This is a genomic window from Achromobacter sp. DH1f (genome assembly GCF_000633435.1).
In the GTDB taxonomy this organism is placed as follows: Bacteria; Pseudomonadota; Gammaproteobacteria; order Burkholderiales; family Burkholderiaceae_B; genus Achromobacter; species Achromobacter deleyi.
In genome coordinates this window covers 614,810-632,703 of record NZ_AYMF01000010.1, presented here as the reverse complement: position 1 = coordinate 632,703, position 17,894 = coordinate 614,810, and the positions used below count along the sequence as shown (strand labels likewise).

The following is a 17,894-nucleotide window of genomic DNA, read 5'->3' as shown; positions in this document are numbered from 1 at the left end:
TCAGTTGAACCGGCCGATCCGGCTGAGATCGCTGAAATTCATCCAGATGAAGAAGGCCTTCCCGACGATATTGGCTTCAGGTACGAAACCCCAGTATCGACTGTCGGCGCTGTTATCCCGATTATCGCCCATGGCGAAGTATTGCCCCTCGGGTACTTTGCAGCGTACCCCATCGCGGGAATATTGGCAGTTCCCCAGGGACGGAAATTGGTACTGCGGACGATATTCCTGCGGCCGGCTCTCATCGAGCAGGATATTGTGACTAACTTCGCCCAACTTCTCTTTATATTGTGCGATATACGAGACACGATCGGGTTCGAAGTAGTCGCCGTCGCGCACATGCGTCACCAATTGGCCGTTCACGTACAGCTTTTTGTCCAGGTAGGCCACTTCGTCGCCCGGCAGGCCGACCACGCGCTTGATGTAGTCGACGTCCGGATCCACGGGGTAGCGGAACACGAACACGTCGCCGCGCTGCGGCTTGCCGATGTCGACGACCTTCTTGTCGATGACGGGCAGGCGCAGGCCATAACTGAACTTGTTCACCAGGATCAGATCGCCCGATTGCAGCGTGGGCAGCATCGAACCCGACGGGATGCGAAACGGCTCGACCACGAACGAACGCAGCACGAACACGAACAGGATCACCGGGAAAAAGCTGACCGCGTATTCGATCCACCACGGCACGCGGCGGGCCTTGTCGCCGGCTTCGCGCCGCTGGCGCTCGGCCTCTTGCGCGTCGCCGCCGGCCAGGGCCGCGTCGTACTGCGCCATGGCTTCCTGGGCCCGGCGTTCGCGGCCGCGCCGCAATACGGCCAGATCGAGTCCCCAGATGATGCCGGTCAGCACCAGCAGAACAAACAGGATCAGGGCAAAGTTCCAACTCATCAGCTAACCGCCTTCTTGGGTTCTATTTGTCGTCCACTTGCAAGATGGCCAGGAATGCTTCCTGGGGAATTTCCACCGTGCCGACCTGCTTCATGCGCTTCTTGCCGGCCTTCTGCTTTTCCAGCAGCTTCTTCTTGCGCGAGATGTCGCCGCCGTAGCACTTGGCCAGCACGTTCTTGCGCAGCGCCTTGACGTTTTCGCGGGCAATGATTTCGGCGCCGATGGCGGCCTGGATCACGACGTCGAACATCTGGCGCGGAATCAAGCCGCGCATGCGCGTCACGACATCGCGGGCGCGATGGCGGGCGTTGCTGCGGTGAACGATCACGGCCAGCGCGTCGACGCGGTCGTTGTTGATCAGCAGATCCACGCGCACCACGTCGGCCGAGCGATATTCCAGGAACTCGTAGTCCATCGAGGCATAGCCGCGCGACACCGACTTGAGCTTGTCGAAGAAGTCCAGCACGATTTCGGCCAGCGGGATCTCGTACACCAGGTGCACCTGACGCCCGTGGTAGCTCATGTTGATCTGCGAGCCGCGCTTGTTGTTGCACAACGTCATGACCGGGCCGACGTAGTCTTGCGGCATGAACAGCGTGACCTTCACGATCGGTTCGCGAATGTCCTGGATCTTGCCCACTTCCGGCATGCGCGACGGGCTTTCGACCGTGATCACAGTGCCATCGCGCTGCTCGACTTCGTACACCACCGACGGCGCGGTGGTGATGATGTCCATGTCGAATTCGCGCTCCAGGCGTTCCTGCACGATTTCCATGTGCAGAAGGCCCAGGAAGCCGCAGCGAAAGCCGAAGCCCAGCGCCTGCGACACTTCGGGTTCGAACATCAGCGCGGCATCGTTCAGCTTGAGCTTGTCGAGCGAATCGCGCAGTTGGTCGTATTCGGAGCTTTCCACCGGGTACAGGCCGGCGAACACCTGCGGCTTCACTTCCTTGAAACCGGGCAAGGCCGCGGCGGCCGGCTTGTTGGCCAGCGTAACAGTATCGCCGACCTTGGCGTCTTCGAGCTGCTTGATGCCGGCGATGATGAAGCCCACCTCGCCCGCCGACAGATGCGGGCGCTGCTGCGACTTCGGCGTGAACACGCCGGTCTGCTCGCACAGGTGGGTGGCGCCGGAGGCCATCAGCAGGATCTTGTCCTTGGGCTTGAGCACGCCGTTGACGATGCGCACCAGCATGACCACGCCCACGTAGTTGTCGAACCACGAGTCGATGATCAGGGCCTGCAGCGGCGCGTCGGGGTCGCCCTTGGGCTGCGGCACGCGCGCCACGATCGATTCCAGGATTTCGTCGATGCCCATGCCGGTCTTGGCGCTGGCCAGCACGGCTTGCGAGGCGTCGATGCCGATCACGTCCTCGACTTCCTGGCGGGCGCCTTCGGGGTCGGCCTGCGGCAGGTCCATCTTGTTCAGCACCGGCAGCACTTCCACGCCCAGCTCGATGGCGGTGTAGCAGTTGGCCACGGTCTGGGCTTCGACGCCCTGCGAGGCATCCACCACCAGCAGCGCGCCTTCGCAGGCCGACAGCGAGCGGCTGACTTCATACGAGAAGTCGACGTGCCCCGGGGTGTCGATCAGGTTCAGGTTGTAGATCTTGCCGTCCTGCGCCTTGTAGTGCAGGGCCGCAGTCTGGGCCTTGATGGTAATGCCGCGCTCGCGTTCGATCTCCATGGAGTCGAGCACCTGCGCCGACATTTCGCGATCCGCCAATCCGCCGCAGCGCTGGATCAGGCGATCGGCCAGGGTCGATTTGCCGTGATCGATGTGGGCAATGATGGAGAAGTTGCGAATATGCTGCATGCTTGAATTTAAAAGGGACGGAACACTCGGCAAACTGCCGGAAGACGCCGCCACCAGGGTAGGCACGGCTGACGGGGGTTATAGGCAAACGCCTCGGGCACCAGGCCCGGCCGCCCTGCCGGGCCGCGATCCGCGGCGTTTCCGGGCAAAAACGAGGGGGCGCCAGGCGCCCCCTCTTGCGGCAACCAGCCATTTTAGCCGGTCTTGGGCCTTATTTGCTTGCGGGTACCGCCACCCACTGCGTCTGCTCGCCGCGGCGCACCAGCAAGCCCGCCGCGCGGCCCTTGTCCAGCTTGCCCACCAGCTCGGCAAACTGCTTGGCGCCAGTGACGTCGGTGTCGTTCAGGGCCAACACAATGTCGCCTTCCTGCAGGCCCGCCTTGGCGGCCGCGCCTTCGGCGACCTTGACCTGCACGCCGCCCTTGATGCGCAGCTTTTTCTGCACATCGACGGGCACGTCCACCACGCCCAGGCCCAGCGCATTGGTGATTTCCGGCGCAGGCGCCGCAGGCTTCTTGCCAGCAGCGGCCTTCTCGGCGGGAATCTCGCCCACCTTGACCGACAGCGTCATCTTCTTGCCCTTGCGCCACACTTCCATGTCGGCACGCGTGCCAGGCTTGGTTTCGCCGACGATGCGCGGCAGATCGGACCAACGCTTGATCGGTTCCTTGTTGAACGACAGGATCACGTCGCCCGGCTGCACGCCCGCCTGTTCGGCCGGACCGTCGACCTCGACGCTGCTGACCAGGGCGCCTTCGGCCTTGGGCAGGCCGATGGCTTCGGCCACGTCCTTGCCGACTTCGCCGATCTGCACGCCCACGCGGCCGCGCGTGACCTTGCCGGTGGCGCGCAACTGATCCACCACCCGCATGGCTTCGTCGATGGGAATGGCCAGCGAAATGCCCATGAAGCCGCCACTGCGCGAGATGATCTGGGAATTGATGCCCACGACCTCGCCCGCCAGGTTGATCAGCGGACCGCCCGAGTTGCCAGGGTTCACTGCCACGTCCGTCTGGATGAACGGCAGGTATTCGCCGGTATCGCGGCCGATGGCGCTGACGATGCCCGAGGTGACCGTGGAATCCAGGCCGAACGGCGAACCGATGGCCAGCACCCATTGGCCCTTCTTGAGCTTCTTGGGGTCGCCGATGACCAGCGGGGTCATGTCCTTGGCTTCGATCTTGATCAGCGCGACGTCGGTGCGCTCGTCGGTGCCGATGACCTTGGCCTTGAACTCGCGGCCGTCGGTCAGGGTGACGTAGATGTCGGTTGCATCGCTGACCACGTGGTTGTTGGTCATGATGTAGCCGTCATCGGAAATGAAGAAGCCCGAGCCCACGCCGCGCGGCACGGTGCGTTCTTCGGGTTGCGGCTGCTGCGGACGTTGACGCTGGCCGGGGGCCTGCTGGCCCGGCGGCTGGAAGTCGGGGCCGAAGAACCAGCGGAACAGTTCGGCCGGATCGTTGCCGCCGGGGCCCACGCCGCGGATCGGCACGGTGGCGGTGGTGCGGATGTTCACGACCGCCGGGTCGGCCTTTTCGATGATGCTGGTGAAGTCAGGCAGCACCACCGTCGGGGTGGGCGTATCGGCCGCGGGGGTCTGCGCCTGCGAGACGGGCGCGAAAGCGGCCGACATCATGAGCCCCGCCGTCGCGGCCGCCAGAAAGCGCCGCAGGCTGGGGTTCGACACCATCAATGCTTTCATAGATTGCTCCGAATTTACTTCTTGCCGCAGAGGCCGCTCACTTGGAGCCGGCCGCCGGAGCGTTCGCCACGGGTACGTATTCAGTCGCTTCCGCCAGCTGTTCCAGCGTCGCCACCGGCACCTCGCCCACGGCGGTGAGCCAGTAATCGGCGATGCGGGTGCCGTACACGGTAATGGAACCACGCTGGGCGGCGCCAGGGGGCGGATGATGGCCGCGCTGGCTGTCATAGGGTTCGATGAACACCGAAATCGCTGCCAGGCCATCGGACAGCACCATCTGGTTGACCGTAGCCCCGCGCCCCATCGAGCGCGATACCTGCATCACCACGCTGAAGCCCTTGGGCGCCGGAATGCGCCATCCCAGCGCGCCCAGGTCGACCGGCTTCATGGCGGGTTCCAGCACCTTCCAGTCGCGCGTGTTCCAGCGTGACGTCAGCGACTGCGGATCGACCTCGGCGCCCAGGCGCAGCGACGTGAACGACACCTGCTCGACCACGCCGCGGGCGGCGTTGAGCGTCTGGGCCTTCAGCAGCAGGTTGGTCTCGACGTCGGCGCACAGGCGATAGCCATAGCGCAACTTGTCCAGCGGTTCAATAGTGATCAGGCGGCATTCGCGCCCGGCGACCCGGTGCAGGGCCGATTCGGTGCGGATCTTGTAGTGCTCGGTCAGGTTGGCCGGATCGCCCAGCAGCAGGCCGGGAAAGCGGTCGCCGCGGCGACGCTCGATCAGGACCGTCTTGCGCTCGGGGATCAGGCACTGCACGTCTTCGTTATGGCGCAGGTACTCGCGCGGCTGGCCGTCCAGGATCTCGAGCCGTTCGCGTTCGCCGGTACCGTCCAGTACGTGCACCAGGCGCGACGACTGGATCATCTCGCCCTGCTGATACATGAACACGCCCGCGTAGTCCTGCTTGCGCGCCGCCTGCTGGATGCGCGACAGCAGCTGGACCACATCATCGCCCTGCTGGGCGGGTGCGGTATCGGCGGCGCGCGCGGGTTCGTGCGCGGCCAGGAATGCGGTCAGGAGCGTAGCGGCAAACCAGCCGGCGCGGTGGGCCTGCCACGAGGCGGCCCGGCCCAGCACCGGCCAGCGATTCGGAAGCACCAAGGCCATCAGCGTCCCGCTCCGACATCGAACGACACCTGGCGGACCGCGCTGGGGCCGGCCATCTGGCGATGGGCCTCCAGGTAGTCGCTCAGGCCCGAAGTGTCGGTGCCGCTCAGGCTGGCGTCGGCCAGCACGCGCGTCTCGGTGCCGGGGGAGCCGCCCGCCAGGTACGGCTGGGCCACCCAGGCGACGGTCGCGACCGCGGCCGCCACGGCCAGGCCGGACAGGCCCATGCGCAGCGGCGAACGGCGCCGGGGCGCCGCCACGATCGGCAGCTCGGCGTCCAGCGCGCGCGACAGACGGGCGTGAAAGCCCGCGCTGGGCGTCAGCGCCAGGTCGGTGTTGCGCAGGGCATCACCAATAAGATGATAGGTGTCCCAGGTCTGCCGCCCTTCACGGGTCAGCAGGCCGGGGAGAATATCGTCGGTTTCCTCTCCGTCCATCCAGGCGGAAAGTGATTCCTCCCAGGCGGCCTCGGAAGAAACGACGGACTTGGCTGCTGTTGTCTGCATGACTGCCACTCCTTACCAGCGACGCTCGGCATCGGTGCCAAGCAATGGGCGCAACTTGGTCGCGATGGCTTCACGCGCACGAAAAATGCGGGAACGCACCGTACCAATGGGGCAGTCCATGCTCTGGGCGATGTCTTCGTAACTCATACCTTCGATTTCACGCAGGACGATCGCGGTGCGCAATTCCTCGGGCAATTCCTCGATGGCCGCGTTCACCGTCTCGGCGATCTCGCGGCTGGCCACCATGGATTCCGGCGTGCTTATATCGGTTAGGTTGTCGGTTTCGTTAAAAGTTTCACCGTCTTCCGTTTCTATCGCATTGGGCGCGCTCGGCCGCCGGCCCTGCGAGGCGAGCCAATTGCGGGCCGTATTGATGGCAATGCGATACAACCAGGTGTAGAACGCGCTTTCGCCCCGAAACTGAGGCAGGGCCCGATAGGCCTTGATGAACGCTTCCTGGGCCACGTCCTCGATTTCGGACGGGTCCCGGATCATCCGGGCCAGCAGGCGAAGAATCTTTCGCTGGTACTTCAGCACCAGCAGATCGAAGGCCTTCTTGTCGCCCCGCTGGACGCGGGCGACAAGCTCGGCGTCGACTTCGCGCTCGCTCATGAGGCCTCCCGCAGGCGGACCGCCGGGGACAAGCGCCGCGCCGCACCCGCCAGGACGCACAAACGCCGCCAGGCCTGGGGTCGCAACGTCTGCTGCCAGACGGTGAAAGTTACATTGTTGTTGTTAAAGGCCATACTCCCGGAGGGCAAGGGCTGCAGGGTGAGCGTAAGCCATGCCGGCCCGCGATGCTGGTACACCAGCGCCGCGTCCTGCCAGCCGCCCGGCAGGCGCACCTGCCAACGGCCGGATCCGGCCGCCGTACGCAACGCCGATACCGGGGACAGGCCACTACCGTCCGAGTGTAACAGCCCCGCCGCCAGCGCCAGTGTCACCAGGGCGGCGACGGCCAGCCAGGCGGGGCCAAGCCAGGCGCCGGCAGTCAGGAGGCTGGCCGCGGCCGCGGCCAGCCCCAAGGCCGGAAGCGCCGCAACGCCGCGCGGCCGCAAGACAGGCACGCGAAACGTCCAGCGCCCCTGGCCTGGGTCTTCCAAATCAGACCCGGCGAACGGCCATCGAGCCGTTGGTGCCGCCGAAGCCGAACGAGTTGGACAGACCCACGTCGATCTTCATCTGCCGCGCCTCGTTGGCGCAGTAATCCAGATCGCATTCCGGATCTTGATTGAAGATGTTGATCGTCGGGGGCGAGACCTGGTTGTAGACCGCCAGGGTCGTGAACACGGCCTCGATACCGCCTGCCGCGCCCAGCAGGTGGCCGGTCATGGACTTGGTCGAGTTCACCACCAGCTTCTTGGCGTGGTCGCCGAAAGCCAGCTTCAGCGCGTCGGTCTCGTTCTTGTCGCCCAGGGGCGTGGACGTGCCGTGCGCGTTGACGTACTGGATGTCGTCCACGTTAAGGCCGCCGTTGCGCAGCGCGTTGATGACGCCGCGACGCGGGCCGTCCTTGTCGGGGGCCGTGATGTGGTGGGCGTCGGAACTCATGCCGTAGCCGGCGAGCTCACCATAGATGCGCGCGCCGCGCTTCTTGGCGTGTTCGTATTCTTCCAGCACCAGCACGCCGGCGCCTTCGCCCAGCACGAAGCCGTCGCGGTCGCGGTCCCAGGGACGCGAAGCCGTTTGAGGGTCATCGTTGCGGGTCGACAGCGCGCGCATGGCGGCAAAACCGCCGATACCCAGCGGCGACACGGTCGACTCGGCGCCGCCTGCCACCATGACGTCGGCATCGCCGTACTCGATCAGGCGGGCCGCATCGCCGATGCAATGCAGGCCCGTGGTGCAGGCCGACACGACGGCGTAGCTGGGGCCCTTCATGCCATAGGCGATGGACAGGTGACCGGAGATCAGGTTGATCAGCGAACCCGGCACGAAGAACGGCGAAATGCGCCGCGGACCCTTGGCCATGTACTCGACCTGGGTTTCTTCGATGCGCGGCAGGCCGCCGATGCCCGAACCGACGATCACGCCGATGCGCTCGGCATTGGCTTCGGTGACTTCCAGGCCGCTGTCGCGCCACGCCTGCATCCCGGCAGCCAGGCCGTAATGGATGAAGGTATCCATCTGGCGGGCTTCTTTGGCCGAGATATAGGTGCTGATGTCGAAGTCTTTGACTTCGCCAGCGATGTGCGTGGTGATGGCCGAGGGATCGAAACGGGTGATGCGGCTGATGCCAGAACGTCCGTTGACGATATTGTCCCAAGCGGTGGTCAGGTCGTTGCCAACGGGCGAAACGATACCAAGGCCAGTGATGACGACTCGTCGCTTCACGGATGACTCCTCAAACAGACAAAAGAAAGGCGGTTTTCGGGATGCGCTGCACGTGCGGCACACGCAAAAGCGGGTCGGGCTTTAACCCCCGTCCCGCGCGTGGACCACACGGCAAATTCCTGAAACCGCCCCGATTCCCGGTTGACTCCGAAATCGAATTTCGGGCAACCAGAAGGATATAGGCTGAGCTTACTGCTTACCGTTCGAATTGATGTAATCAATCGCTTGTTGCACGGTCGTGATCTTTTCGGCCTCTTCGTCGGGGATCTCGGTCTCGAATTCGTCTTCGAGCGCCATGACCAGTTCGACCATGTCGAGCGAATCGGCACCGAGGTCGTCAAGGAAGGAGGATTCGTTCTTGATCTCGGCTTCGTTCACGCCAAGTTGTTCAGCGACGATCTTCTTGACGCGCTGTTCGATGCTTTCCATGCAGATCTCCAAATGGGAAAAATCCCGCGAATTATAGCCAAGCGCAGAGTACTGCAAACGCCAGGCCGTGACAAAAATAACACCGCGCACGTCGAACTGTCGCCCCGAGGGCGCAGCAATACCGGTGTGCGGCGTTTCCGGTTGAACCGCGCGTTGCCCCGCCAGTTGCCCGACGATGGCGCGGCGGCCTGGGCCGCCCGCGCGCTTCGTGACTTATTGCATGTACATCCCGCCGTTGACGTGCAGGGTGGTGCCGGTAATGTAACCCGCCTGCGGCCCGGACAAAAAGGCCACCGCATGGGCGATGTCCGTGGGCGAACCCAGACGGCCCAGCGGAATCTGCTGCAGCAGCGCGGCGGTCTGGCTTTCGCCCAGGGCGCGCGTCATGTCGGTATCGATGAAACCCGGCGCCACGCAATTGACGGTGATGTTGCGGCTGCCCAGTTCGCGCGCCAGGGCGCGCGACATGCCGGCCACACCGGCCTTGGCGGCCGCGTAGTTGGCCTGGCCAGCGTTGCCGCTGGAGCCCACCACCGACGTGACGTTGATGATGCGTCCCCAACGGGCCTTCATCATGTTGCGCAGCACGGCGCGCGACAGGCGGAACACCGAGGCCAGATTGGTATCGATGACGGCCGACCAGTCGTCGTCTTTCATGCGCATTGCCAGCGTATCGCGGGTGATGCCTGCATTATTGACGAGGATGTGGGGGCCACCGCCTTCTTTGCCCAAGGCGTCGATCAGGGCGTCGCACGCTTCGGCGTTGGTCACGTCCAGCACCACGCCACGGCCGCCGAACGGCGCCAGGGCTTCGGTGATGGCGGCCGCGCCGGACTCGGACGTGGCCGTGCCGACGACGGTTGCGCCGCGCGCAGCCAGTTCCTGGGCGATGGCGCGGCCAATGCCGCGCGTCGCGCCCGTGACCAGGGCGATCTTGCCCTGCAGTTCGATCGAGGTGTTTTCCATGCTCTTAATTTCCGTTAACCGCGGCCAACGCGGCTTCCAGCGAAGCCGGATCCGTGATGGCCAAACCGGTAAGCTCGGGATCGATGCGCTTGGTCAGGCCGGCCAGCACCTTGCCGGGACCGCATTCGATGATGTGGGTCACGCCCTGGGCCTTCATGGCGCGCAGCGTTTCCACCCAGCGCACAGGATGCCATGCCTGGCGTACCAGCGCATCCCGGATTGCCCCGGGCTCGACCGGCGATGCGACATCGACGTTATTGATGACAGGCACCTGGGGCGCAGACACCGCCACGCCGGCCAATGCGCCGGCCAGCACATCGGCGGCGGGCTTGAGCAGGCTGGAGTGGAACGGCGCGGACACCGGCAAGAGCAGCGCACGCTTGGCGCCCGCTGCCTTGGCCAGTTCGCAGGCGCGTTCGACGGCGGCCTTGTGGCCCGCGATCACGACTTGCGCCGGGGCGTTGAAATTGACGGCTTCGACCACTTCGCCCTGCGCGGCGGAGCCACAAGCGGCGCGCACGGCATCGTCGTCCAGGCCCAGGATGGCAGCCATGGCGCCGGTGCCGACCGGCACGGCGGCCTGCATCGCATCGGCGCGCACGCGCACCAGGCGCACGGCATCTTCAAGGGCCAGCGAACCGGCGGCCGTCAGCGCGGCGTATTCGCCCAGGCTGTGGCCGGCCACGACGTCGGGCATGCGGCCGCCCGCTGCGCGCCAGGCCGCGAAGAACGCGACGCTGGCCGTCAGCATGGCCGGCTGGGTATTGGTGGTCAGGTTGAGCTGCTCGGCGGGACCCTGCGCGATCAACGCGCCCAGGTCCTGGCCAAGCGCCTGCGAGGCGCGCGCCACGACGTCGGTCGCCGCGGCAACATCGGACCAGGCGTCCAGCATGCCGACCGACTGGGAACCCTGGCCAGGAAAGACAAAAGCGATTTTCATGTTCGACCGTATGGATTGATTCAGAGTCTGTGGGAATGTCGGGCGCGTCATCCAGGCGGGCGCGGCTGACCGCGCCCGGACCGGACTCGCCCTTACATGCGGGCCAGTACGGAACCCCAGGTGAATCCGCCGCCTACGCCTTGCATCAGGATGAGCTGGCCCGGCTTGACGCGGCCATCGCGGCGCGCGGCGTCCAGGGCCAACGGCACGCTGGCCGCGGAAGTATTGGCGTGGCTGTCGACGGTGATGACAACCTTTTCGACCGGCACCGCAAGCTTGCGTGCCAGGAAATTCAGGATGCGGACGTTGGCCTGGTGCGGGATCAGCCAATCGACGTCGGCCACTTCGATACCGGCTTCGGCGCAGGTGTCGCGCGCCGAACGGTCCAGCACCGTGACGGCCTGCTTGAACACGGCCTGGCCATCCATGCGCAGGAACGGGTCGCCCGTGACATCGCCATAGGCGACGTTGCCGGCGGCGCTGAGGATCTTCATCTGGCTGCCGTCGGCATGCAACTGCGCGGCCAGGATGCCGGGCGTGTCGGAGGCCTTGAGCACGACAGCGCCCGCGCCATCGCCGAACAGCACGCAGGTGCTGCGGTCGTTCCAGTCAAGAATGCGCGAGAACACTTCAGCGCCGATCACCAGCGCGCAGCGCGCGCGGCCGGCGCGGATGAAGCTGTCGGCGGTGGTCAGGGCGTAGACGAACCCGCTGCACACGGCCTGCACGTCGAAGGCCGCGGACCCCTTGGCGCCCAGGTTGGCCTGCACCAGGCAGGCCGTGCTGGGAAACACGAAATCGGGCGTGGACGTGGCCAGCACGATCAGGTCGACCTCGGAGGCATCGACGCCGGCATCGGCCAGCGCGCGGCGCGAGGCCTCGGTGGCCAGCTGGCTGGTGGTGACGCCGCGTTCGGCCAAATGGCGCTGGCGGATGCCCGTACGCTCGACGATCCACTCGTCGGACGTGGCGATGTCACGCGTCGCCAGTTCCGCTGCCAGGGCGTCATTCGAAACCACGCGTTCCGGCAGGAAGCTGCCGGTGCCCGCGATCACGGAATATTTCATTGCGGTATCCATCAAGCGGTGTCCCCAGCCACGCCCGGCTCAAGCGCGGAAGCGCCCGAACCCGACTGCACGCGCTGGTTGATCTGTGCGACCGTCTGAGCGGTGCGCTCAAGCAGTTTACTCACCACGGCTTCGCGCGCCCGTTGCAGCGCAAAACCGAAAGCGTAGGCGTCAGCCGAACCGTGGCTCTTGATGACCACGCCGCGCAGGCCCAGCAGCGCCGCGCCGTTGTAGCGGCGGTTGTCGACGCGGTTGCGCAGGCGGTTGAGCACCGGCTTGGCCAGCGCGCCGACCAGCAGCGTGATCAGATTGCGTTTGAACTCTTCGCGAATGACGCTGGACAACATCTTGGCCAGGCCTTCGACGGACTTGAGCACGACGTTGCCGACGAAACCGTCGCAGACGACGACGTCGACCGTGCCCTTGAAAATGTCATTGCCTTCCACATTGCCGTAGAAGTTCAGGGGACTGGCGCGCAGAAGCTCGGCGGCTTCCTTGACGACCTCGTTGCCCTTGATGACTTCTTCGCCGATGTTGAGCAAGCCCACGGTGGGGTTCTCGCGATGGTCGACCGCCTGCGACAGCGCGGCGCCCATGATGGCGAATTGGAGTAGGTGCTCGGCCGAGCAGTCCACATTCGCACCCAGGTCCAGCACCGTAGTGGCGCGGCCCGTCTGGTTCGGAATGGACGTGGCGATCGCGGGGCGGTCGATACCGTCCAGCGTCTTGAGCACGTAGCGTGAAATGGCCATCCAGGCGCCGGTATTGCCCGCGGAAACGCAGGCGTCGGCCCGCCCGTCCTTGACGGACTGGGCAGCCAGGCGCATGGAGGAGTCTTTTTTGCGGCGCAGGGCGACCTCGACCGGGTCGTCCATGGTGACGACTTCGGAAGCCGCCACGATTTCAAGGCGATCGCGCGCCACGCCGCGGTGCTCGGAGAGCGCCGCTTCGATAGCGTCGGGAAGCCCGACCAGCAATAGCCGGGTATCCGGAAATTGCCGGGCGAACTCGATCGCAGCCGGAATCGTGACGGGCAGACCGAAGTCTCCGCCCATACAGTCTATGGCGATGCGTATCACGGGTGCCAGGTATCAGCGCTCAGCCGAAATGGTCCGGGTACGAGTTCGGCCCGGGGGCCTTATTCGTCGGCCTTGGTCTTCAGGACCTTGCGGCCACGGTAGAAGCCGTTGGGGCTGATGTGGTGACGCAGATGGGTCTCGCCCGTGTTGGGTTCGATAGCCGTCGACGGATTCACCAGAAAATCGTGCGAGCGGTGCATACCGCGCTTGGACGGGGACTTCTTGTTTTGTTGAACAGCCATGATGACTCCTAGAAACGGGGCGCATTGTACGCGATGCGGCCCGATGTTGATCTCAATCTTTGTGCTTCAGTTGTTCCAGCACCGCAAACGGCGACGGACGCTTGACAACGGGCTCTTGGGGAGCTTCGTTGTCTTTGGCCTGCGCGCCCGGGCATACATCATGCTTGGGCACATACGGAACGCTCAGAATGAGCTCATCTTCGATCTGGGCCAGCAGATCGAAATGATGCGAACCCACCACCTTTTCAGGCTGGTTGGACACAAAACCTTTACCTTCCACTTCATCGTCTTCGTCGTCCTCGTCGTCGAGGCCGGCGGCGTGATCGCCCCCGGCAATGCCGTCGTCGAGATCGTCTTCAGACTTGACCAGCTGCAGCAGGACTTCGCTGTCGACCGGGTAGGCGAACGGTGCATTGCACCGCTGGCACACCACGACCGGATTCGCCTGCACACGGATGCGCAAGAGCGGCTGGCCTAACACCAGCCCCGTCTTGCCCATCTCGCCGCGCGCGGACCACGTCACCAGCCCGGCATCGCCCAGCGGTTGTTCGGGTAGTCCGTCAACCGCGCGCGTCAACCGCACAAGAGGTATGGTGCCTTGCGCTTCCCTGCCCTGATGGGCGAATGCGAATGCGTCGATGGGCTTGATGATCAGTCCTTTCGCACAGTGTCCTGTGCATTCGCGGGCATGCTCGCAGGCAAAGCGTACTTTTCAGCACCCGAGGGTTTTTCACCCCGAGGTTTTCACCATCCAGTACTTTTCAGCTCTGCTATTGCACTGCAAAAATGCCGCAAAACGTTAGATAATACTGTGACTTACGTATCAGCGTCAAATACCGCATGCCCCAACAACCTAGCCTGATCCTCGCTTCCAGCTCGCGCTATCGCAAAGAGCTGCTTACCCGCCTGCGGCTGCCGTTTACCGCCATTTCGCCCGATGTGGACGAAACGCCACACCCGGGCGAAACGCCCGAGGCGCTGGCCCTGCGCCTGTCGGTCGCCAAGGCCATGGCGGTGGCGGCCACACATCCGGGCAGCATCGTGATCGGGTCGGATCAGGTGGCCACGGTGGACGGCCAGCCGATCGGCAAGCCGGGGGATTTTCCGCGCGCCCAAGCCCAATTACGCGCACTTTCGGGGCAAATCGTGGAATTTCACAGCGCCTTGGCCGTCACCGACGGCCAGCGGGTGGAAAAAGCCGACATTGTGACGCGGTGCCGTTTCCGGCAGCTGTCCGATCGCGCCATCGATGCCTACCTGCGCGCCGAGGAACCCTACGATACCGCAGGCAGCGCCAAGGCGGAAAGCCTGGGCATCGCCCTGATGGAAAGCATCCAGAGCGATGACCCCACGGCCATCATCGGCCTGCCCCTGATCGCCCTGACCCGCATGCTGGCCCCGTTCGGCCTGGACCCGCTGGACGCACCGGGAGCGCCCGCATGAGCGGTTCGCTGCACCTGATTCCCGTCGGCCTGGGCGAGGCCGCCCCTGAAAGCTGGCTGCCCGCCGACGCGCGCGCCCTGGCGGGCCAGCTGGATACCTACATCGCCGAGAATGCCAAGACGGCGCGCGCTTTCCTCAAGCAGATCGGGACTACCCGGCCGCTGCAGGAAATCACCATCCACACCCTGACGGACAAGACCGACGCAGCCCAGATCAAGGCCTGGCTGGAACCCGTGCACCAGGGCGCCGATATCGGCCTCGTGTCCGAAGCCGGCTGCCCCGCCGTGGCAGACCCAGGCGCCAAGGTGGTCGATGCCGCTCACCGGCTGGGCGTGACCGTCAAGCCCTGGGTCGGCCCGTCGTCCATCCTGCTGGGCCTGATGGCCAGCGGACTGGATGGCCAGCGCTTCGCGTTCCATGGCTACGCCCCGGTGGACGCCGCCGAGCGTGCCAAGCAGCTCAAGGCCTGGGAACAGCATTCCGCCAGGCACAACCAGACCCAACTGCTGATCGAAACGCCCTACCGCAACGCCGCCATGTTCGCGACGCTCCTGGCCAGCCTGAAGGGCGACACCAGACTGTGCGTCGCCCGCGCCCTGACCACCGCCGACGAATGGATTGCCACCCACACGATCGCCGATTGGAAAAAGCAGCCCGCCCCGCAACTGGACAAGATGCCCACCCTGTTCCTGTATCTGGCGCGCTGACATGATCCGCTTCATTGCCATTTTCCTGGCCGCCGCGGCCCTGGCGGGCTGTGCCCATCGCGGCCCCGCCGGCCTGGACCTGGACACCTCCGTCACCTCGGTCAGCCAGAGCAGCCGGGTGCGCTTCGTGGTGCTGCACTACACCTCGGCCGACGACGCCCTGTCCATGCGGCTGCTGTCGCAAGGACAGGTCAGCGCCCATTACCTGATCAACACGTCCGGGCGCACCTACCGGCTGGTCGACGAGACCCGCGCCGCCTGGCATGCCGGCGAAAGCGCGTGGTATGGCCTGAACGCCATGAACAGCACGTCCGTCGGCATCGAAATCGTCAACCCGGGCTGGACCGACGGCAACGATGGCAAGCCGCAATGGCATGCGTACGGCGACAAGCAGATCCGCGCCCTGACGCTCCTGCTACGCGACGTGATCCAGCGTAACGGCATCCTGCCCCAGAACGTGGTGGGCCATAGCGACATCGCGCCGCAACGCAAGGTCGACCCCGGCCCGCTGTTCCCCTGGAAGCAACTGGCGGCGGCCGGCATTGGCCGCTGGTACGACGAAGCCGGCGCCGCCTCGCATCTGGCACGGCTGCAAGCCCAAGGCACGCCCGACGTCGCCTGGTTCCAGCAGCAATTGCAACGGCTGGGCTACACCTGCCCGCAGAACGGCACGCTGGACCGCCCCACGATCAACGTGCTGGCCGCTTTCCAGATGCACTACCGCCCCGCCCTGCACGACGGCCAGCCAGATGCCGAAACCGCGGCGATCATGCTGGCGATGCTGTAACCCCGCCGACCATCACAGGGGGCCGTGGCCGGCACCCACAACAGCACCCAAGGCTGGGCCGGGCCTAGACCCGGCGGCGACGCCACCACGCCGCCAGCCGCCAACCCAGCAGCAGCGCCAGCACGCCGGCGTACAGCGCGGGCTGGGCCAGGTCGTTCTTGCCGGCCTTGTGCCACCAGTAGTGCAGCACCGCCAGGCAGCCGATGAGATAGACGGCGCGGTGCAGTTGCTGCCAGCGCTTGCCCAGCCTCCGCATGGCCCACTGGGTCGAGGTGGCCGCCAGCGCCGTCAACAGCACGAAGGCGGCGAAACCCACGGTGATGAACGGCCGCTCGCCGATGTCCTGCAGCATGGCGGCCGGATCAAAGCCGCGATCCCACCAGACCCAGGCCATGAAGTGCATGGCCCCGTAGAAAAACGCGAACAATCCGCACATGCGGCGCAGGCGCACCAGGGCCGGCTGGCCGGCCAACCGGCGCAAGGGCGTAATCGCCAGCGTGACGAGCAGGCAGACCAGCGTCCAGGTGCCCGACGAGCGGGTCAGGAACTCCACCGGATTGGCAGTCAGGCCATTGTTCAATCCCAGCCAGATCCAGCGGGCGAACGGCGTCAGCCCCAGCAGGAACAGAAACGGCTTGAACCGCCCGACGGCCCGGGCCGACCACTGCGGCTTGCGCATGGCTGCCGCGCTGCTTACTTCGGTCATGGGCAGGATCAGTAGTTGGCCTTCAGGTCCATGCCCTGATAGAGCGAGGCCACCTGCTCGGCATAGCCGTTGAACATCAAGGTCTTGCGCTTGGGCGAGAACAGGCCGTCTTCGCCGATGCGACGTTCAGTCGCCTGGCTCCAGCGGGGATGCGGCACGGTCGGGTTCACATTGGCGTAGAAACCGTATTCCTGCGGCGCGGCCTTGATCCAGGACGACACCGGCTGCTTTTCCACCAGGCGGATCTTGACCAGGGACTTGCCCGACTTGAAGCCGTATTTCCAGGGCACCGCCAGACGCACCGGCGCGCCGTTCTGGTTGGGCAGCAACTTGCCATAGACGCCGAACACCAGCATCGCCAGCGGGTTCATGGCCTCGTCGATGCGCAGCCCTTCGACATAGGGCCAATCCAGGATCGCGGCGCGCACGCCCGGCATGTTCTCGCGCTGCACGGCCGTCACGAATTCCACGTACTTGGCGTTGCCCGTGGGTTCGACCTGCTTGAGCAGCGCCGACAGCGAATAGCCGACCCAGGGGATCACCATGGACCAGCCCTCGACGCAGCGCAGGCGATACACACGCTCTTCCATGGGCGCCAGCTTGAGCAGATCTTCGATGCCGAAGGTGCGCGGCTTGCCGACTTCGCCCTCGACGCTGACGGTCCAGGGCCGGGTCTGCAGCCTGCCCGCATTGGCCGCGGGCTCGCCCTTGTCGACGCCGAATTCGTAGTAGTTGTTGTACGACGTCACATCCGCCAGGGACGTCTGCTTGTCCATGACGCTGAAGGCGGCATTGGGCTGGCCGGGCAGCGCGCCGGCATCCTGCGCGAACGCGCTGCGGGTCGCCCACCCGGGCAGGCCCAGCCCCGCCGCGGCCACGCCTGCGCGCAGGATCAGCTCGCGGCGCGAGCGCCACACCGTCTCGGGGGTGATGTCGGACGGAAGGATGTCATCGGGCTTGCGTATCAGCATCGGGGTCTCCTGGGGGCCAGCGCGGGCCGCTGCCGTCCCGCGCGCAAACCATGGACGTTGCGCGGCCCCATGATATTCCGCCGGCACTGCCGGCGGGCATCACGAATAGACCCTGACCCGGCACGGGCGTTCCCGTGCCGCCGGCAATCCCCCGCCCTGCGGTATGCCGCCAGACGGCGGCTCAGCGGCAATAC

General features: G+C 65.4%; 19 protein-coding genes. 3 read left to right on the top strand and 16 right to left on the bottom strand.

Annotated elements, in window-relative coordinates; genetic code table 11:
- The 14 genes from lepB to U858_RS0110565 all read right to left on the bottom strand — a co-directional run bounded on the left by lepB (position 1) and on the right by U858_RS0110565 (position 13,741).
- Positions 1-888, bottom strand: coding sequence for a signal peptidase I (gene lepB, locus U858_RS0110635; protein WP_025137138.1), 888 nt, complete (start codon positions 886-888; stop codon positions 1-3).
- A gap of 22 nt (positions 889-910) precedes the next feature.
- Complete coding sequence (gene lepA, locus U858_RS0110630; RefSeq protein WP_025137137.1) at positions 911-2,704, bottom strand: translation elongation factor 4; 1,794 nt, start codon at positions 2,702-2,704, stop codon at positions 911-913.
- Between the two features lie 211 nt (positions 2,705-2,915).
- Positions 2,916-4,409 carry a DegQ family serine endoprotease gene (locus U858_RS0110625; protein WP_025137136.1) on the bottom strand — a complete coding sequence of 498 codons (1,494 nt, stop codon included), beginning with the start codon at positions 4,407-4,409 and terminating at the stop codon, positions 2,916-2,918.
- 37 nt (positions 4,410-4,446) lie between these two features.
- Positions 4,447-5,523 carry a MucB/RseB C-terminal domain-containing protein gene (locus U858_RS0110620; RefSeq protein ID WP_025137135.1) on the bottom strand — a complete coding sequence of 359 codons (1,077 nt, stop codon included), beginning with the start codon at positions 5,521-5,523 and terminating at the stop codon, positions 4,447-4,449.
- Positions 5,523-6,029, bottom strand: a complete 507-nt coding sequence (locus U858_RS0110615) for a sigma-E factor negative regulatory protein (protein WP_025137134.1) — start codon at positions 6,027-6,029, stop codon at positions 5,523-5,525. Before U858_RS0110615 ends, U858_RS0110620 begins: the two co-directional genes overlap by 1 nt.
- Positions 6,030-6,041: 12 nt before the next feature.
- Positions 6,042-6,641, bottom strand: coding sequence for an RNA polymerase sigma factor RpoE (rpoE, locus tag U858_RS0110610; protein WP_006223829.1), 600 nt, complete (start codon positions 6,639-6,641; stop codon positions 6,042-6,044).
- Between the two features lie 492 nt (positions 6,642-7,133).
- On the bottom strand, positions 7,134-8,363 hold the full coding sequence (gene fabF / locus U858_RS0110600; RefSeq protein ID WP_025137132.1) for a beta-ketoacyl-ACP synthase II: 1,230 nt from the start codon (positions 8,361-8,363) through the stop codon (positions 7,134-7,136).
- Between the two features lie 189 nt (positions 8,364-8,552).
- Positions 8,553-8,792, bottom strand: coding sequence for an acyl carrier protein (gene acpP, locus U858_RS0110595; protein WP_005012191.1), 240 nt, complete (start codon positions 8,790-8,792; stop codon positions 8,553-8,555).
- 213 nt (positions 8,793-9,005) lie between these two features.
- Complete coding sequence (fabG, locus tag U858_RS0110590; RefSeq protein ID WP_025137131.1) at positions 9,006-9,758, bottom strand: 3-oxoacyl-ACP reductase FabG; 753 nt, start codon at positions 9,756-9,758, stop codon at positions 9,006-9,008.
- Positions 9,759-9,762: 4 nt separating this feature from the next.
- Complete coding sequence (gene fabD / locus U858_RS0110585) at positions 9,763-10,698, bottom strand: ACP S-malonyltransferase (RefSeq protein WP_025137130.1); 936 nt, start codon at positions 10,696-10,698, stop codon at positions 9,763-9,765.
- A gap of 92 nt (positions 10,699-10,790) precedes the next feature.
- The gene (locus tag U858_RS0110580) at positions 10,791-11,777 is read right to left on the bottom strand and encodes a beta-ketoacyl-ACP synthase III (RefSeq protein ID WP_025137129.1); all 987 of its coding nucleotides are present in this window, start codon (positions 11,775-11,777) and stop codon (positions 10,791-10,793) included.
- The gene (gene plsX / locus U858_RS0110575; RefSeq protein WP_025137128.1) at positions 11,777-12,844 is read right to left on the bottom strand and encodes a phosphate acyltransferase PlsX; all 1,068 of its coding nucleotides are present in this window, start codon (positions 12,842-12,844) and stop codon (positions 11,777-11,779) included. The genes U858_RS0110580 and plsX overlap by 1 nt, the downstream gene beginning before the upstream one ends.
- Positions 12,845-12,903: 59 nt before the next feature.
- The gene (gene rpmF, locus U858_RS0110570) at positions 12,904-13,086 is read right to left on the bottom strand and encodes a 50S ribosomal protein L32 (RefSeq protein WP_025137127.1); all 183 of its coding nucleotides are present in this window, start codon (positions 13,084-13,086) and stop codon (positions 12,904-12,906) included.
- Positions 13,087-13,138: 52 nt separating this feature from the next.
- Positions 13,139-13,741: a DUF177 domain-containing protein gene (locus U858_RS0110565; RefSeq protein WP_025137126.1), complete on the bottom strand. Its 603-nt coding sequence runs from the start codon at positions 13,739-13,741 to the stop codon at positions 13,139-13,141.
- Positions 13,742-13,926: 185 nt separating this feature from the next.
- Between U858_RS0110565 and U858_RS0110560 the strand changes: the two genes are divergently transcribed.
- The 3 genes from U858_RS0110560 to U858_RS0110550 are packed head-to-tail and all read left to right on the top strand — an operon-like array spanning position 13,927 to position 16,023.
- Positions 13,927-14,529, top strand: coding sequence for a Maf-like protein (locus U858_RS0110560; RefSeq protein ID WP_025137125.1), 603 nt, complete (start codon positions 13,927-13,929; stop codon positions 14,527-14,529).
- A complete protein-coding gene (locus U858_RS0110555) occupies positions 14,526-15,236 on the top strand; it encodes an SAM-dependent methyltransferase (RefSeq protein WP_025137124.1) in 711 nt (236 codons plus the stop codon). The genes U858_RS0110560 and U858_RS0110555 overlap by 4 nt, the downstream gene beginning before the upstream one ends.
- Position 15,237: 1 nt before the next feature.
- A complete protein-coding gene (locus U858_RS0110550; RefSeq protein ID WP_025137123.1) occupies positions 15,238-16,023 on the top strand; it encodes an N-acetylmuramoyl-L-alanine amidase in 786 nt (261 codons plus the stop codon).
- 64 nt (positions 16,024-16,087) lie between these two features.
- Here U858_RS0110550 and msrQ read toward each other — a convergent pair whose 3' ends face one another.
- Entirely contained in the window at positions 16,088-16,729 is a 642-nt protein-coding gene (gene msrQ / locus U858_RS0110545) for a protein-methionine-sulfoxide reductase heme-binding subunit MsrQ (RefSeq protein ID WP_025137122.1), read from the bottom strand.
- Between the two features lie 8 nt (positions 16,730-16,737).
- Complete coding sequence (gene msrP / locus U858_RS0110540) at positions 16,738-17,700, bottom strand: protein-methionine-sulfoxide reductase catalytic subunit MsrP (RefSeq protein ID WP_025137121.1); 963 nt, start codon at positions 17,698-17,700, stop codon at positions 16,738-16,740.
- Positions 17,701-17,894 lie beyond the last annotated feature (194 nt).

Bases quoted from the DNA above. Each gene is read 5' to 3' on its own strand.
- lepB (WP_025137138.1), bottom strand. From the start codon at position 888: ATGAGTTGGAACTTTGCCCTGATCCTGTTTGTTCTGCTGGTGCTGACC.
- lepA (WP_025137137.1), bottom strand. From the start codon at position 2,704: ATGCAGCATATTCGCAACTTCTCCATCATTGCCCACATCGATCACGGC.
- U858_RS0110625 (WP_025137136.1), bottom strand. From the start codon at position 4,409: ATGAAAGCATTGATGGTGTCGAACCCCAGCCTGCGGCGCTTTCTGGCG.
- U858_RS0110620 (WP_025137135.1), bottom strand. From the start codon at position 5,523: ATGGCCTTGGTGCTTCCGAATCGCTGGCCGGTGCTGGGCCGGGCCGCC.
- U858_RS0110615 (WP_025137134.1), bottom strand. From the start codon at position 6,029: ATGCAGACAACAGCAGCCAAGTCCGTCGTTTCTTCCGAGGCCGCCTGG.
- rpoE (WP_006223829.1), bottom strand. From the start codon at position 6,641: ATGAGCGAGCGCGAAGTCGACGCCGAGCTTGTCGCCCGCGTCCAGCGG.
- acpP (WP_005012191.1), bottom strand. From the start codon at position 8,792: ATGGAAAGCATCGAACAGCGCGTCAAGAAGATCGTCGCTGAACAACTT.
- fabG (WP_025137131.1), bottom strand. From the start codon at position 9,758: ATGGAAAACACCTCGATCGAACTGCAGGGCAAGATCGCCCTGGTCACG.
- fabD (WP_025137130.1), bottom strand. From the start codon at position 10,698: ATGAAAATCGCTTTTGTCTTTCCTGGCCAGGGTTCCCAGTCGGTCGGC.
- U858_RS0110580 (WP_025137129.1), bottom strand. From the start codon at position 11,777: ATGGATACCGCAATGAAATATTCCGTGATCGCGGGCACCGGCAGCTTC.
- rpmF (WP_025137127.1), bottom strand. From the start codon at position 13,086: ATGGCTGTTCAACAAAACAAGAAGTCCCCGTCCAAGCGCGGTATGCAC.
- U858_RS0110560 (WP_025137125.1), top strand. From the start codon at position 13,927: ATGCCCCAACAACCTAGCCTGATCCTCGCTTCCAGCTCGCGCTATCGC.
- U858_RS0110555 (WP_025137124.1), top strand. From the start codon at position 14,526: ATGAGCGGTTCGCTGCACCTGATTCCCGTCGGCCTGGGCGAGGCCGCC.
- U858_RS0110550 (WP_025137123.1), top strand. From the start codon at position 15,238: ATGATCCGCTTCATTGCCATTTTCCTGGCCGCCGCGGCCCTGGCGGGC.
- msrQ (WP_025137122.1), bottom strand. From the start codon at position 16,729: ATGACCGAAGTAAGCAGCGCGGCAGCCATGCGCAAGCCGCAGTGGTCG.
- msrP (WP_025137121.1), bottom strand. From the start codon at position 17,700: ATGCTGATACGCAAGCCCGATGACATCCTTCCGTCCGACATCACCCCC.